The following is a 14651-nucleotide window of genomic DNA, read 5'->3' on the forward strand; positions in this document are numbered from 1 at the left end:
AACATTGAGGTTGAACAATGCCATTTTTTGGGTTTATTCCTTCTGCAGAGCTTTTAAATACAATTCAGACTGCACAAAAAAACAAAAATTCAAGTGAGCCGCTTTACCCATTGCGTGATAAAACCGCATTGATGATTAATGATGAAATTATTGATGCGATTCTCACCGAGCTAGTGCGTCGCTTCCCTACCAGTGATAAACGCGATACTGCGGAAAAACTGGCTGGCTATATTAAGTCGACTGTTGCGGTTTTGCTGAAGCAGCTTTTGAGTAAAGCGCCGAATGATGTGGTCAGAGAGTCGATTGCATTCTCTGAGCGCAGTCTGTTTAAAGATCCTGAAGGACATTTCCGCATTGGTGAGTCACTGGATGCCAGTCTGGTGACGAATTTAAAGCATCATTATGCGGAACTTAAAGCCGGTCAGAGTATCGATAAACAAGCGTTCAGTAACTTGTACAAGCAATTTGGTGAAGCGACAGTACGACATTTTATGGTCGACTTTAATAAAACCCTGGATCTTGGCATGATCAAACGTAAGGCAGCAGATATTGGCGCATCTGCAGTGATCAAGGCTATCAATATGGCAGCAGATAAAATTATTCTGAATTTGAATAAAGATGAGCTGCGCGCCATGGCCGAATATCACGACACTTTGTTCTATACAGAATAGTTTTAGATAGCATGATTTCAAGATTCTCTGTAAATCTTGAGGAATTAGCCTGACTTCAGTCAGGCTTTTTTATGATCAGTGAAATAGCTTGTTACAGATAAGCAGCTCTATAAGACAGACTGCCGTAAAAATAGCCAATCCATCGCTATTTTTGTATAAGCGGCTAGGTCTCTTATTCATCCGAATGTTATCTTTAATCTGGCACTTTAAGTCTCACGATTGAAAAAATTTTATCAATCTTTTTCATGGCATGATTCAAATGACATCGTCAGCAACTCATCAAAAAAACTGGAAATCGTAGCAAGATGTTGAAATCGGATTTTTATAAAAAGTTTAAGCAGCTTTCAATCGCACTTACCGCATTCGGTCTCAGCAGTTTGAGTCTGGCCAACGATTTCCAATATCACCCCTCTTATGCCGTTTTTAAGCAAAACGCCATGCAGCGCTATGGGCTGAGCGCCCAACAAGTAGATTCCGCCATGAACGGTACGCGTAATTTGCCTAATATCATCAATATCATGAATCGCCCAGGTGAAAGTAAGCCTTGGTATTCGTATAAGACTAACTTCCTGGCTGAATCTACCATTCAGCGCGGCGTACGCTTTAAACAGCAATATGCAGAAACGCTTAACCGTGCTGAACAGCAGTTTGGTGTGCCGCAATCGATCATTCTGGGCATTTTAGGTGTAGAAACCGGTTTTGGCAGCAACAAGGGTTCTTTTGTCACTCGTGATGCCCTAGCAACCTTAGGGTTTGGCTATGAACGTCGTGCCCAGTATTTTCAGGATGAACTGGCTGCTTTAATTGCCTGGTCATATAGAGATGGTGTTGCCACCTCTTCTGTGGTGGGTTCGTATGCCGGCGCTGTTGGCTATCCGCAGTTTATGCCGAGCAACATTCCCAAATTCGGCGTGGACTACGATGGCAATGGTCATATTGACCTGCGTAATTCAGCAGTGGATGCAATAGGTTCGATTGCCAACTATCTGGCACAGCATGGCTGGCAGCGTAATCAGCCGATTGCCTTTCCGGCACGTTATACCGGTTCAAATCCAGATGCAGTAATTGCCAAAGATCTCACCCAGCCTATCCCTTATGGTGAACTCAAAACTCAAGGCATCAGCCCAATGAATCCAATCGTAAAAATTGACGATCTGGATCTGGTCAATGTAATTCAATTACAAGAGAATTATGGCTCGATTTACTATATCACTTATCCAAATTTTCAAGTGATTACCACTTATAATCGCAGCCGTATGTATGCTACTGCTTTGTGGTTATTAGGTACCGAAATTACCAGCCGTTAACACTAAAAATTAATACAAATTATGAAAGTCAACATTTTTATGGGTTAATTTGTGCGTACTTTAAGCAACTTTAATATTATGTTACAATATTGATTATTTTTTGATCAATCATTGTTTATTTTGCGTTCTTTTTTTAACTATTTTAATTAAACACTAGACAGGGTATTGCCGGCATGAATATTATCCATTTCGTTAAATGTAGTTGCATAAGTTAAATATCAGGCATGTTTACATGGTTTTTCAGCCATTTATGAACAACCAATAGATATGCTGTTAGGAGTTGATTCGATGCATTCTTCAATTTTGAAGTCTTTTATGGCCATTGCCACGATCGTCACGCTGACGCAATCGCAGGCAGATATGGTTCCGTCATCTTCATTCACCAATGAAAATGACAATTCGCGTCTTGCCACGCGAGTACTCAATAAAGAAGCTCAAAGCTTCAATTCAAATTTCACAAATTTGAACAGCCTTTCAATCACTGAGCGTTCTGGCGATAAAGTTCGCCGTGAAACCATTGCAGCGAAAATTGAACTTCCTGCAGAAGAGCCTTCAGTGATTGAAAAACTGAATACAGTGGCTTCTAATACTGTACGTAAATTCAGTCAGACAGGTACAGCGTCTTGGTATGGTCGTCAATTCCACGGCCGTAAAACTGCAAGCGGTGAAACCTTTGACATGAACGCAATGACAGCTGCCCATCGTAGCCTGCCATTGAACTGCTATATTCGCGTAACTAACCGCAATAACGGCAAGAGCGTCGTGGTTAAAGTAAATGACCGCGGTCCTTTCCATGGTAACCGTGTTGTTGATTTATCTTACGGTGCTGCGAAACAGTTGGGTATTACCAGTGCAGGTACTGCAAAAGTCAGTATTGAACGTGTCGCTGGTCCAAATTCTTAAGATTTGACCTGCAACGCATTTAACAAAGGCCACAGTAATGTGGCTTTTTTATTGTGCTCATTTTCTAGAAGAATATAAACGTCCCTGCTCAGCCCTATCTCAAAGTTCTTTCAAGAAAATTTTGGCATGCTCATCCTGCCTAATAAAATCCCTTCGCCTGCATGATTAACTTTTGACCATATCCGGATTCTGCTTTATATTTCCAGATAAGCAAAACATGTTCATGGAATGGAGCGAAGAATGAAAACAATATCTGAATGGTTTGATGAATATAGTGACAGCCATCAAAATAAAACCAATAAGCTGATTCACTGGGTCTGTGTACCGACTATCTATTTTTCGATTATTGGCATTCTGGCGCATTTCAGCGCTTTGCTGACTACCCTGCTACTGGTTTTGGCTTTTATCTTCTATGCACGCCTAGATCTTGTTTTGGCAGTAGCGATGGCTACGTTGACTTTGGTCATGGCCTGGCTCATCTGGATTCTGCCAGTCGGTACCGGTTTCTTTATTGCCCTGTTTGTCTTGGCCTGGATTGGCCAATTTTATGGGCACAAAGTGGAAGGTAAAAAGCCTTCATTCTTCAAAGACCTCCAATTCCTCCTCATTGGCCCAATTTGGTGCATGGATGCCTATTTAGGTAAAATCCTACCGAACTGGAAATCACGCCATAACAGCGCAATTATGAGCGTTTAAACGCCATATTCGATTTATCCAATTGGAAGAACCTTATTGATAGGTTCTTCCTTGATGTTTTAACCAGCCATCGACATGTTTTCGCGCAGGGTCATGATGCGTCCAGTGAATCACCCCGCCCTTGTCACTGTATTCATATTCTCCATAAAACTCGATCCGATCCTGTTTTTGAATATTCTGAATACGCGGCGCCAGATCGATATTATGCGCAACCAGTACAGTTTGGCCATTTTGTAATTCGAGGATGAATTTTTGATGGCGCGATCCTTCATGATCATCTGGCAAAACGGCAATCACCTGCCCGCTTGAACGGACCTGCAGATCACTCTGGCGCTGTTGAAACGCCTGTGCAATTCGATCCAGATCATCAGTGGCTTGAGAAGATACTGAGTTAGGCTCTGAATAAAGCGTTTCAGTTGTGGGATTAGATACGGATGGAACAAGTGGCTGAGACTGCTGTAGATCCAGGCCCAGATAAGCAGCAATCAACAATGCAATGACTGCACCGATGCCCAGATTGGTTTTATTTGGCATTTTTTATGACTTTTTTATTAAATGATAAATACATGATCTGAGCTCTATCACTAGACCCAAATCCTGCTCTTGAATTGCTGATGAAGAATAGATCAGCATAAAAAAGCCCCATCAATCAGATAGGGCTTTTTCTAATTCTTCAGGAATTATTTTGCAGCAGCTTGAGCAGCAGCAACTTCTTCAGCGAAGCTCATTTCTGCTTTTTTCTCAATACCTTCACCAACTTCGAAACGAACGAAGTTTGCAACTGTAGTACCAGTTGCTTTAAGAACGTCTGCAACTTTCTTGTCGTTGTCGATTACGTACATTTGACGCTCAAGCACAACTTCATTCAAGTATTTCTCAACAGAACCTACAACCATCTTCTCAACGATGTTTGCTGGCTTGCCTGATTCAAGTGCTTTCGCTTCAGCAATTTCTTTCTCTTTCGCGATAAGCTCAGCAGAAACGCCTTCAGCATTTACAGCAACTGGATTGAACGCAGCAACGTGCATTGCCAAGCCTTTACCTGTAGCTTCATCACCAGTGTAAGAAACAACAACACCGATTTTAAGACCGTGTTTGTAAACTGCAAGGTTTTCGCCTTCAACAATTTTCGCACGACGTACTTGGATGTTTTCACCGATTTTTTGAACAAGAGCGATACGCGCTTCTTCAACAGTCGTACCATCTTCTAGTTTCAATTCAGCGATTTGAGCAGGATCAGTTACGTTTGCAGCAAGTGCAGCAGCAGCAACTTTCGCAGAGAAACCAGCAAAGTTTTCGTCTTTTGCAACGAAGTCAGTTTGACAGTTAACTTCTAGAAGAAGTGCTTTGTTGCCGTCTTGAGCAATTGTGATCGCGCCGTCAGCAGCAATGTTACCTGCTTTTTTAGCAGCTTTCGCTTGACCAGATTTACGTAGGTTGTCGATCGCTAGTTCAACGTCGCCGCCCGCTTCTGTCAAAGCTTTTTTACATTCCATCATTGCAAGACCAGTACGATCGCGCAATTCTTTAACCATGCTTGCTGTAACTGCAGTCATGTTTATCTCCTAAATTCGGTAGAAAATGAATTCTTTTTAGAACAGAAACGGCCCAGAGGAGTTCTCATGGGCCGCCTGCATACATAACGCTTACTTTGCCACCATCACATGTCGCAAAAATGACAAGCTAGCGTCAAACGCATTAAGCCTCAGAAGCTGGAGCTTCTTCTGCTTTAGCTTGTGCATTTGCTTGTGATTGAGCATATTCTTTACCAGCAAGAATCGCATCAGCCATAGCAGAAGCATAAAGAGTTACTGCACGGATCGCATCATCGTTACCCGGGATAACGTAGTCTACGTTGTCTGGGTTAGAGTTTGTATCAACGATACCGATTACAGGAATACCAAGGTTCTTCGCTTCTTTGATAGCAATCGCTTCGTGATCAACGTCGATTACGAATAATGCGTCAGGTAAACCACCCATGTTTTTAACGCCGCCTAAGCCACGCTCAAGTTTTTCCATCTCACGAGTACGCTCTAGAGCTTCACGTTTAGTCAGCTTAGCGAAAGTACCGTCTTGAGATTGAGTTTGAAGGTCTTTTAAACGGTTGATAGATTGGCGAAGTGTTTTCCAGTTCGTCAACATACCACCTAACCAGCGGTGATCTACATATGGTTGACCAGCGCGTTGAGCTTGTTCACGGATGATCGCAGAAGCTGCACGTTTAGTACCAACGAACAAAACTTTGTTCTTTTTGCTAGCCAAGTTGTTAGCAAAGTTCAAAGCATCATTTAACGCAGGAACAGTGTGCTCAAGGTTGATGATGTGAATTTTGTTACGCGCACCAAAGATGTAATCACGCATCTTTGGATTCCAGAAACGAGTTTGGTGACCAAAGTGCGCGCCAGCTTGAAGAAGGTCGCGCATGCTTACGTTGTAATCTGCCATTTTCTTTACCTTAAAGTTTGGGTTAGGCCTCCATATACCCGCATTCTCCACCCTAAAGGGCACCCAGAGTAATGTGTCGATATATGTGCGGATTTTTTTGCCTCATCGCACAAAGCCCGTGAAATTTATTCACGAAAAAGCATTTGATAAAATGGGCGGCTATTTATACCATAGTCACACACAAATTTCCAAAAGTTTTTAGAGATCATGAACAACACTTATCAAGCTCCACGTCGACTCATCAAAACCCCTGACGAAATTGAAAAAATGCGTGTGGCAGGGCGACTGGCGGCAGAAGTTTTGGATATGATCAAACCGCATATTGTTCCAGGTGTCACCACTCTGGAACTTGATACGATTTGTCATGACTATATTGTCAATCAACAACAGGCAATTCCTGCATGCTTAGGCTATGGCGCTGCACCGGGTCGACCTGCCTTCCAACATACTATTTGTACTTCTGTAAACCATGTGGTGTGTCACGGCATTCCATCAGACAGTAAAAAATTGAAAAAAGGCGACATCCTGAACATTGATGTGACCGTGATTAAAGATGGCTACCATGGTGACACCAACATGATGTATATCGTGGGTGGTGAAACTTCAATTCTTGCCAACCGTCTATGTAAGGTAGCGCAAGAAGCCATGTACCGGGGTATTGAAACTGTAAAACCGGGTTCAACTATTGGCGATATTGGTCATGCCATTCAGCAGTATGTTGAATCTGAGCGTTTTGGCGTGGTACGTGAATATTGTGGTCACGGTATTGGTACGACTTTCCATGACGAACCGCAAGTGCTGCATTATGGTCAACCAGATACTGGCATGGTGCTTGAAGAAGGCATGACCTTTACCATTGAGCCAATGGTCAATGGCGGCGACTGGAAAACCAAATTACTCGGTGATAAATGGACAGTGGTCACCAAAGATCACTCATTGTCGGCACAATATGAACATACAATTCTGGTGACTAAAACCGGCGCGGAAATTTTAACAGCACGCCCGGACGAAGATTTGTCACGCTTTAGTGCGTAACCACAACATCAACAACACAAAATGGTCACTTTAAAGTGGCCATTTTTATTTTATATTTCATGCATCAATATGCATGACCGAGATGTAACAAGTCTCTCCTCGCCTGCTCCCAGCGCATCGAAATTCAAGATAAAGTTCGGTCAATACACCATTTTTTCCTTAAAGTTTTCCAAATTCTTTTGCCCTATCTGCACCATTTTAGGCTAAGATAATGTGCTTTTTATTTTTTAATCCCTATAAGAAGGAATACTGCCGTGGACGTACGTCTCTCTGATCGTGTGAATGCCATCAAACCGTCCCCTACGCTTGCTGTGACCAACAAAGCTGCTGAATTAAAAGCTGCAGGTCATAACGTGATTGGTTTGGGCGCAGGTGAACCAGATTTTGATACCCCTCAACACATCAAAGATGCAGCAATTGCAGCGATTAACAACGGTTTCACCAAATACACCGCTGTTGACGGTACGCCAGGTCTTAAAAAAGCCATTATTGCTAAATTCAAACGCGACAATAACCTAGACTATGCAGCAAACCAGATTCTGGTTTCTTGTGGTGGTAAGCAATCATTCTTTAACTTGGCACTTGCTTTGTTAAACAAAGGTGATGAAGTGATTATTCCTGCACCTTTCTGGGTAAGCTACCCGGACATGGTGATCATCGCTGAAGGCGTACCAGTTATTGTGAAATGTGGTGAAGAACAACGTTTCAAAATCACCCCTGAACAATTAGAAGCTGCAATCACGGACAAAACACGTCTAGTGGTATTGAACAGCCCATCTAACCCTACAGGTATGATCTACACTAAAGCTGAGCTTGAAGCGCTGGCTGACGTACTTCGTAAATACCCAGAAGTGTATATCGCATCTGATGACATGTACGAACCAATCCGTTGGGATGACGAGTTCTACAACATCGCAACAGTTGCACCAGACCTTTATGACCGCACGATTGTGTTAAACGGTGTGTCTAAAGCTTATGCAATGACTGGCTGGCGTATCGGCTACGCAGCGGGCCCTGCTAAACTGATTGGTGCAATGAAAAAGATCCAGTCTCAATCAACTTCTAACCCAACTTCTATTTCGCAAGTTGCTGCTGAAGCTGCATTGAATGGTCCTCAAGACGTTCTTGAACCAATGATTGAAGCATTCAAACGTCGTCATGACCTAGTTGTGAAAGGCTTGAATGATATTCACGGTATTTCTTGCTTGCCTGCTGATGGCGCATTCTATGCATATGCCAACATCAAACCGTTGATTCGTGCCAAAGGTCTTAAATCTTGCACAGAATTCTCTGCATGGTTACTGGAAGAGACTGGCGTTGCAGTGGTTCCTGGCGATGCATTCGGTCTTGGCGGTTTTATGCGTATCTCTTACGCTACTGCTGACGAAGTACTGGTAGATGCCCTTGCTCGTATCAAGAAAGCTGCTGATTCTATCGAAGGCGTTGATGCTGCGATTGCTTCAATCGAAGCTGAAAAAGCTGCAAAATAATCTAGCTTCCTAGATAAAAAAACCCGCGAATTTCGCGGGTTTTTTTATGTTCTTCAACATGTATTAAACAGTGAGTCGTATTCGCTTATAGCTCAAGTATTTAATGAGCAAACAAACAAAACATAGACTTGCTGCAATCGTGTACGCAATACTCAACATCCACCAAAAACCATGAATCCCCAATGCATTGCTTTGCCAATTGAACAGTATCATTGGATAATACGCCACATACCAACCACCACCCAAGCCCACGACCAGCACCGTACTGATAAAAATAAACATCGGTCTGACAATTCTCGCCAGCAACGTAGCATTGCCAAACTAATCACCAGTAGCTCATCAAAGATATGCATCCAACACATTAACAAGATCGATGCCAAGGCTAATGTAATCACCTGCGCATCATTGCTAAATAACCCTACAATCCAACTATCTAAACCCCAAATAGTCAACATGACAACGATAGCTATTAGCATCACAGCCATCAGTGCCCGTTTACTGAGTTGCCATGCAGCATCAATCTGCTCCGCACCGATTTTAGTCGACACCAAAATACCGAAAGCGGATGCCATCGACATCGGCAACATAAACATTAAGCCCAATAAACCAAGCATCACCTGATGTGCATTCACTACAATGTCACCCGAAGGCAAGATCAGCAAAGCAATCGCGCTGATGGCAAATACATCCACAAAAGTCACCACCGCATTGGGCAATCCAATTTTTAAAATTTTCCACAAAGTCTGCCAGTGAAAGAAAACACCAGACCACTGGATCTTTAACTTCCGCTCAAGGAAGAAAAAATAGTAAACAAACAACAGTACCCACTGCACAATCAAATGTGCCATGAATGCACCTTCAACCCCATAGCTTGTAACATAACCTTCAATGCCATAAATCAAGACATAAGCCAAAGTCACTTTGAGCAGTAAATAGATCATATTGGCGTAGAACACGCGCTTAGCCTGCCCACAGGCTTGGGTTAAAATATATAAAATGCGCAACAATAAATGCGCTGGAATCGTCCAAGCCAACAGCCACAGACATGACACAATCAATGCCTGTAAGGCCGCACCTGCCTTTAAAAAATGAAGTAAAGGAGTTGCATGATTAAACAGGTACATCGCAACAGCAGAAATCACCAGTACAATCAAAATACTTTGCTTCAGGATACGCTGTATATCCGCATAATCCTGACGTCCATTGGCTTCTGCCAGCTCTTGCATCATGCCCTGTAACACCCCAATACCCGTCACAAAGCACAAAGAATAAACAGACAAACAGACTGCCAATGCAGCCACATGCTGAGGTGAAAAATGTGATAGAAAAATCACGTCGAACAAACTACTGAGCATAATAATGGCATTACTGAGAAAAATAGGCACCCAAAGATGCAGAAACTTTTTCATTACCCTATCACTCGATTTTTAATTCTTTTATAAGATTCGTTTTTTTTGGCAGATTATTTAGATCTGAGATATTTCATTAGAAATGTATACCAGTATCCTGCCATAACTCATTCTATTTCTTATTTTTTATAAAAATGACTTTACTCAGGTGCAGGCAATGTACTTCTTACAAAATAATCCGCCATTCCTATACCAGATTGCTATTATCGATGTCACAATTTTGAATTAAATCTCAACAACTCAAGAATAATGACAGGAAAATTACAATGAACCCAAAAGAAATGAGCGGTTTAGCATTACTGGAAGCGATGCGTGATGAAAAAATCCCGGCCCCAAGTATTAGCGAAACCATGTCGATGCAACCAGCAGTGATTGAAAGCGGACATGTAGAATTTAAGGTAAAAGCTGATCATCGACATTTAAATCCGCTTGGCGGCGTCCATGGTGGTTTTGCTGCAACCGTTTTGGATACCGTGACAGGCTGCGCGATTCATACTTTACTTGAAGCAGGTGTCGGTTATGGCACAATTGATCTGAATGTAAAGATGTGCCACCCCATCCCTCAAAATCAGCCACTGAAAGCCGTAGGAAAATCAATTAATCTCAGTAGAAATTTAGGTATTTCTGAAGGTCAGATTCTGGATGAAGAAGGTCGCCTGTATGCTCATGCCACTGCGACCTGTATGATTATTCGGACTGAATGAAATTGCTAGCCTGCACAACTCATCAGGTAATTCATTTAAATAATACTGCTTTTCTCCTGCCCCGCTTCAACAAATGACAGGCGTGGTCGAGTTAAGCCTTGAAACTCAAAATAATGCTTGGAAACATTGGCTAATTCCACATCTTGTGTTTGTGTTATTGAGGCTTGCCACGCTTTAGACTGATTGGTTCCCGTCAAAAGATTCCCAGAAATGGCATAGATATAAAGATCTTTGTCTTGCTCTTTCAGATAGTCTGCATTCAGGAAAACTTCAAAGTTAAATTGACGTTCAGTTTCTACCAACCATTTTTCTGCAAACCATAATTGCAGCAAATCACCTAAATAAAGTGATTTTTGCGCCAAAGGCCATAGCGTGATATGAGCGTCTTTAACCGGGATATAATACTGTGCAGGATCGGCAATAATCTGAAGATAGTTTTCTTGATAATAAGCCAGTTGAGAGAAAATTTGAGGGATGCTGAGCGTATTCATTCGCTGTCTCCGATTTAGCCATTTTTGTGCTGGCAAGTAGGTTTAAATCCACACTGTTTGACCATTTGGTCAAACGACTTTATGGTTTTAATCTAGCAAGTGAAATTTATTCTGACAAGTATTTTTCGTAAAATTTATGCAATTGCCCAAATTAAAAACAGACAGGCTGTATTTATAATAAATATGATAATTTTTGCTTGACCCCCGTCAAAATCTCTCTATAATCGCTTTCAGATTCTCCAATAGCTCAGTCGGTAGAGCGACGGACTGTTAATCCGCAGGTCCCTGGTTCGAGCCCAGGTTGGAGAGCCAAATACTAAAAAGCCCACTCATAACGAAGTGGGCTTTTTTTCGTTTAATATTTTATAAAACAAGCCTGAATGATTTCAGGCTCGTTTTGGCTTAATCCATTACATTAAAAGCCAAGGTATATTTATAACGCTTTAAATCATTCTTTTTTATTTCGAAAGGCTGCTGATAATCAATTTTCATTAAGTACTGGCCTTTTTCCTGCATATTAAAGTTGAGTAACCCTTGCGCATCTGTTGTGAGCGCTTTATAGATTTTTTTATCACGACTAAAATCTGTCGTTTGTGCCAAAATCTCAACGTTTAAATTCGCAACTCCTTTTTTATCATCCAGTACTTTCAATTGAATCGCTTGAGATTTTTTAAATGCATTTGGATGCGTGATAAATTGAACATCAAAGCCAGCATGGATATGCTGAATGACCTGATTCGACGTCACACGCCGTGAGACAAAGGTTTCAATAATATCGATAGTCTGCACAGTTTTCTGTGGCATGTTTTTCTTCAGCGCTTGCTGATAAATCACATTTTGATTGGCGGCTTGATTGGCTTTTGGAACAGCACTTAGAACCATTTTCCATTTTTGAGCAACCTGTGCATACTTTAGGCTATTCCCCTGTTTCTCGCCACGAATCCGATAGGTACCCTCTTGTTTATTTTCCAGACTATAACTACTTAGGGTTTGTGTTTTGGTCCATGCATCATCTGCAAGATAAATCTTTTGGCCTGTAGGCGTATGATAATGAAACTTAAATTTTTTAATCGCCACTTCCGAGGCAAATGGATTGTCATAAAAGCCAGATACAATCGCAGTGTGATTGTTAAAAGTTTGATAACTTAGTGGGGCAACATAAGGATAGTGTGCAAAGGCTGTACTGCTGATCACTCCAAAGATCAAAAAAGGCATGACTTTTACCAGCTTATTCATTATTTCATCATCGTTATTAAGAAATCTGCTGTATTTTATGGATTAAGTCTGTAGATGTAAATAATTCTCATTTATATATTTGCTCTGGATATAAAAAATCCCCCATGCATGGAGGATTTTTAAACTGTCACCGAGATTAAGCCGCTTGAGCCGGAACACCGCTATGAAAACGGAAAGTTTCATCAGGCGCGAGAATTAGCTGTTTTTCAACTTCACGAATATGTAAGATTCGCTCCTGAATATCCTCTTTCGGATTTTTCAGTTTTGCTGTGGTTGCCACATCCATTGCCAAAGCCAAATAGTCTTCAAAATGGCGAGATTCGGATTTGAGCAGGTAACGGTAGTAACGTGCCAACTCATCATCAACACGCGAAGCAAGCGCGTAAAAACGCTCACAGGAACGCGCTTCCACAAAGGCACCAATCACCAAGACATCAATCAAGGCTTCAGGCTCAAAAGTGCGGATTTCCTTACGCAAACCACCAGCATAACGCCCTGCACTCAAGTTTTGCCAAGCCTGACCGCGCTTGTTCATCAATTCAAGCACTTGCTCATAATGCAGCATTTCTTCACGCACCAGCTGTGCAAGCTTCACCTGTAGATCAACAAAATAGCTATAGCGAAACATCAGGTTCATGGCCGTGCTGGCTGCTTTTTTTTCACAGTTGGCATGATCTTGCATCAAGATTTCAAGATTTTCGACCGCCATATCCAGCCATGCTTGCGGTGTTTCACAACCGAGGAAAGCAATCACCGGCTGCATCAGTTCATCATAATTAATATTCGACATAATTACTCTAATCTTAACGCGCTGACTTAATCACGGCTTTCATTTGCTGAACCGCTTGTGCCAGACCAACAAATACCGCATCCGCAATTAAAGAATGACCGATATTGAGCTCATGAATCTGTGGAATCGCAGCAATCGGCGTCACGTTATCCAAATTTAAGCCATGGCCCGCATTTACCACCAAACCTTTAGATGCAGCATATTCAGCACCTTTCACAATGCGTTCCAGTTCCGCTTGTTGCGCTTCTGGAGTTTCTGCATCGGCATAGGCGCCTGTGTGAATCTCAATCGTCGGTGCACCACAAGCAACTGCTGCATCAATTTGTGCAAAATCGGCATCAATAAATAAAGATACATCACAACCAATGGCTTCCAGCTCTTGAGTCGCGGCTTTTACAGCATCAAAATTACCCACGACATCCAGACCACCTTCAGTGGTCACTTCCTGACGTTTTTCAGGAACAAAGCAGACATGCTGTGGCTTGATTTCCTTGGCAAAGGCGATCATTTCATCTGTTACCGCCAACTCAAGGTTCATACGGGTTTTTAACGCAGGACGCATACGACGCACATCGTCATCCTGAATGTGACGACGGTCTTCACGCAAGTGCAAGGTAATGCCTTCTGCCCCTGCCTGTTCGCAGATCAATGCAGCATTGACTGGGTCTGGGTACGTCGTACCACGTGCTTGTCTTAATGTTGCGACATGGTCAATATTGACACCAAGTAATGCAGCCATAATCTTTTCCTAACTACGATTGAGATTGAGAGTTTTGAATCCAGAGTTGTCGACTTTTTAATGGTCGATCACCAAGCAAGGCCGTGATCACCTGTCGATACAGTTTCGTCAGTAATTGTAACTGTTCCGGATTAAAATCCCCACCATTTTCATGCGTCAACATGCTTAAAATCTGTTGACCGGATAGGGTGGAGCGTAAGGCTTTGGCCGATGGCATAAAGCCGGCATTGAGCTGAAAATAATAGTGCTGTTGTGGATCAATCTGCGCCTGATTGGCATCTACCGAAAAATCCAGACCATAACCGAGTTCTTCCAGCAAAACATGCTCAAACTGGCGCAAGATCTGTTTTAAATATAAATTTGGATTAGATTGTACGGATAATTGCTGTAATGCAGTTAAGGTCTCAGCATATTTGGCAAAAGTTTGCGGCATTTCGACTTCTAAAGGACATAAGCGCAACAGGATTTCATTCAGATAAAAACCCGAAAAGAAGGCATCGCCAAAAAAGAAAATCGGCTGATTGACAATTTCCAGTTTAGTAAAATTTTTGAGTTCGGATTTACCTGAAGCTTGCAAACGAATGGGCTGATATTGCGGTGGTGGCATTTGCCTGAGAATGCCGTCTACCCTGCCATATTCTTGGGTAAATAAATGCACAATATGACTGCGTTCACGGTACTTACGATGATGAATCAGATAGCCATGCAGTACTTCGTTACGCATAAGCGGGTACT

Annotated in this window: 16 protein-coding genes and 1 tRNA gene; 8 read left to right on the plus strand and 9 right to left on the minus strand. The window is 42.2% G+C overall.

The features are described from left to right. Positions 1 to 17 precede the first annotated feature (17 nt). The 4 genes from PV763_RS08625 (at position 18) to PV763_RS08640 (ending at position 3577) form a co-directional block, all read left to right on the plus strand. Positions 18 to 671 carry a hypothetical protein gene (locus tag PV763_RS08625; RefSeq protein WP_420937677.1) on the plus strand — a complete coding sequence of 218 codons (654 nt, stop codon included), beginning with the start codon at positions 18 to 20 and terminating at the stop codon, positions 669 to 671. Positions 672 to 976: 305 nt separating this feature from the next. Continuing rightward, positions 977 to 1978 carry a lytic murein transglycosylase B gene (gene mltB, locus PV763_RS08630; protein WP_420937678.1) on the plus strand — a complete coding sequence of 334 codons (1002 nt, stop codon included), beginning with the start codon at positions 977 to 979 and terminating at the stop codon, positions 1976 to 1978. A 288-nt stretch (positions 1979 to 2266) separates the two neighbouring features. Next, a complete protein-coding gene (locus tag PV763_RS08635) occupies positions 2267 to 2881 on the plus strand; it encodes a septal ring lytic transglycosylase RlpA family protein (RefSeq protein ID WP_004279046.1) in 615 nt (204 codons plus the stop codon). A gap of 240 nt (positions 2882 to 3121) precedes the next feature. Next, positions 3122 to 3577 carry a DUF962 domain-containing protein gene (locus PV763_RS08640; RefSeq protein ID WP_253111893.1) on the plus strand — a complete coding sequence of 152 codons (456 nt, stop codon included), beginning with the start codon at positions 3122 to 3124 and terminating at the stop codon, positions 3575 to 3577. Positions 3578 to 3610: 33 nt separating this feature from the next. Here PV763_RS08640 and PV763_RS08645 read toward each other — a convergent pair whose 3' ends face one another. From PV763_RS08645 to rpsB, 3 genes are all read right to left on the minus strand, one after another. Beyond that, on the minus strand, positions 3611 to 4111 hold the full coding sequence (locus PV763_RS08645; protein ID WP_420937679.1) for a DUF3465 domain-containing protein: 501 nt from the start codon (positions 4109 to 4111) through the stop codon (positions 3611 to 3613). 146 nt (positions 4112 to 4257) lie between these two features. Continuing rightward, a complete protein-coding gene (tsf, locus tag PV763_RS08650) occupies positions 4258 to 5133 on the minus strand; it encodes a translation elongation factor Ts (RefSeq protein WP_004645608.1) in 876 nt (291 codons plus the stop codon). 142 nt (positions 5134 to 5275) lie between these two features. After that, complete coding sequence (gene rpsB, locus PV763_RS08655; protein WP_004279050.1) at positions 5276 to 6022, minus strand: 30S ribosomal protein S2; 747 nt, start codon at positions 6020 to 6022, stop codon at positions 5276 to 5278. Between the two features lie 207 nt (positions 6023 to 6229). On the opposite strand from rpsB, the gene map reads away from it, so the two are divergent. Both map and PV763_RS08665 read left to right on the plus strand, forming a co-directional pair. After that, positions 6230 to 7057: a type I methionyl aminopeptidase gene (map, locus tag PV763_RS08660; protein WP_004279051.1), complete on the plus strand. Its 828-nt coding sequence runs from the start codon at positions 6230 to 6232 to the stop codon at positions 7055 to 7057. A 254-nt stretch (positions 7058 to 7311) separates the two neighbouring features. Then, on the plus strand, positions 7312 to 8547 hold the full coding sequence (locus tag PV763_RS08665; protein WP_005106458.1) for a pyridoxal phosphate-dependent aminotransferase: 1236 nt from the start codon (positions 7312 to 7314) through the stop codon (positions 8545 to 8547). Positions 8548 to 8756: 209 nt separating this feature from the next. Here PV763_RS08665 and PV763_RS08670 read toward each other — a convergent pair whose 3' ends face one another. Next, a complete protein-coding gene (locus tag PV763_RS08670) occupies positions 8757 to 9956 on the minus strand; it encodes an MATE family efflux transporter (protein ID WP_420937680.1) in 1200 nt (399 codons plus the stop codon). 266 nt (positions 9957 to 10222) lie between these two features. Here PV763_RS08670 and PV763_RS08675 point away from each other — a divergent pair, with 266 nt between their 5' ends. Further along, a complete protein-coding gene (locus tag PV763_RS08675; RefSeq protein ID WP_420937681.1) occupies positions 10223 to 10660 on the plus strand; it encodes a PaaI family thioesterase in 438 nt (145 codons plus the stop codon). 35 nt (positions 10661 to 10695) lie between these two features. Here PV763_RS08675 and PV763_RS08680 read toward each other — a convergent pair whose 3' ends face one another. After that, entirely contained in the window at positions 10696 to 11151 is a 456-nt protein-coding gene (locus PV763_RS08680) for a hypothetical protein (RefSeq protein ID WP_420937682.1), read from the minus strand. 236 nt (positions 11152 to 11387) lie between these two features. Between PV763_RS08680 and PV763_RS08685 the strand changes: the two genes are divergently transcribed. After that, positions 11388 to 11463: transfer RNA gene (locus PV763_RS08685), tRNA-Asn, on the plus strand. Between the two features lie 90 nt (positions 11464 to 11553). Here PV763_RS08685 and PV763_RS08690 read toward each other — a convergent pair. The 4 genes from PV763_RS08690 to recO form a co-directional block, all read right to left on the minus strand. Continuing rightward, positions 11554 to 12387 (minus strand): DUF4198 domain-containing protein, encoded by an 834-nt coding sequence (locus PV763_RS08690; protein WP_420937683.1) that lies wholly within the window; start codon positions 12385 to 12387, stop codon positions 11554 to 11556. 136 nt (positions 12388 to 12523) lie between these two features. Beyond that, positions 12524 to 13177, minus strand: a complete 654-nt coding sequence (locus tag PV763_RS08695) for a tRNA-(ms[2]io[6]A)-hydroxylase (RefSeq protein WP_004279057.1) — start codon at positions 13175 to 13177, stop codon at positions 12524 to 12526. Positions 13178 to 13190: 13 nt separating this feature from the next. Then, the gene (gene pdxJ / locus PV763_RS08700; protein ID WP_004645617.1) at positions 13191 to 13916 is read right to left on the minus strand and encodes a pyridoxine 5'-phosphate synthase; all 726 of its coding nucleotides are present in this window, start codon (positions 13914 to 13916) and stop codon (positions 13191 to 13193) included. Positions 13917 to 13929: 13 nt separating this feature from the next. Next, the gene (recO, locus tag PV763_RS08705; protein WP_004731661.1) at positions 13930 to 14640 is read right to left on the minus strand and encodes a DNA repair protein RecO; all 711 of its coding nucleotides are present in this window, start codon (positions 14638 to 14640) and stop codon (positions 13930 to 13932) included. Positions 14641 to 14651: the final 11 nt, after the last annotated feature.

The organism is Acinetobacter sp. AS5, from assembly GCF_048957595.1.
GTDB lineage: Bacteria > Pseudomonadota > Gammaproteobacteria > Pseudomonadales > Moraxellaceae > Acinetobacter.

Bases quoted from the DNA above. Each gene is read 5' to 3' on its own strand.
- PV763_RS08625 (WP_420937677.1), top strand. From the start codon at position 18: ATGCCATTTTTTGGGTTTATTCCTTCTGCAGAGCTTTTAAATACAATT.
- mltB (WP_420937678.1), top strand. From the start codon at position 977: ATGTTGAAATCGGATTTTTATAAAAAGTTTAAGCAGCTTTCAATCGCA.
- PV763_RS08635 (WP_004279046.1), top strand. From the start codon at position 2,267: ATGCATTCTTCAATTTTGAAGTCTTTTATGGCCATTGCCACGATCGTC.
- PV763_RS08640 (WP_253111893.1), top strand. From the start codon at position 3,122: ATGAAAACAATATCTGAATGGTTTGATGAATATAGTGACAGCCATCAA.
- PV763_RS08645 (WP_420937679.1), bottom strand. From the start codon at position 4,111: ATGCCAAATAAAACCAATCTGGGCATCGGTGCAGTCATTGCATTGTTG.
- tsf (WP_004645608.1), bottom strand. From the start codon at position 5,133: ATGACTGCAGTTACAGCAAGCATGGTTAAAGAATTGCGCGATCGTACT.
- rpsB (WP_004279050.1), bottom strand. From the start codon at position 6,022: ATGGCAGATTACAACGTAAGCATGCGCGACCTTCTTCAAGCTGGCGCG.
- map (WP_004279051.1), top strand. From the start codon at position 6,230: ATGAACAACACTTATCAAGCTCCACGTCGACTCATCAAAACCCCTGAC.
- PV763_RS08670 (WP_420937680.1), bottom strand. From the start codon at position 9,956: ATGAAAAAGTTTCTGCATCTTTGGGTGCCTATTTTTCTCAGTAATGCC.
- PV763_RS08675 (WP_420937681.1), top strand. From the start codon at position 10,223: ATGAACCCAAAAGAAATGAGCGGTTTAGCATTACTGGAAGCGATGCGT.
- PV763_RS08680 (WP_420937682.1), bottom strand. From the start codon at position 11,151: ATGAATACGCTCAGCATCCCTCAAATTTTCTCTCAACTGGCTTATTAT.
- PV763_RS08690 (WP_420937683.1), bottom strand. From the start codon at position 12,387: ATGAATAAGCTGGTAAAAGTCATGCCTTTTTTGATCTTTGGAGTGATC.
- PV763_RS08695 (WP_004279057.1), bottom strand. From the start codon at position 13,177: ATGTCGAATATTAATTATGATGAACTGATGCAGCCGGTGATTGCTTTC.
- pdxJ (WP_004645617.1), bottom strand. From the start codon at position 13,916: ATGGCTGCATTACTTGGTGTCAATATTGACCATGTCGCAACATTAAGA.
- recO (WP_004731661.1), bottom strand. From the start codon at position 14,640: ATGCGTAACGAAGTACTGCATGGCTATCTGATTCATCATCGTAAGTAC.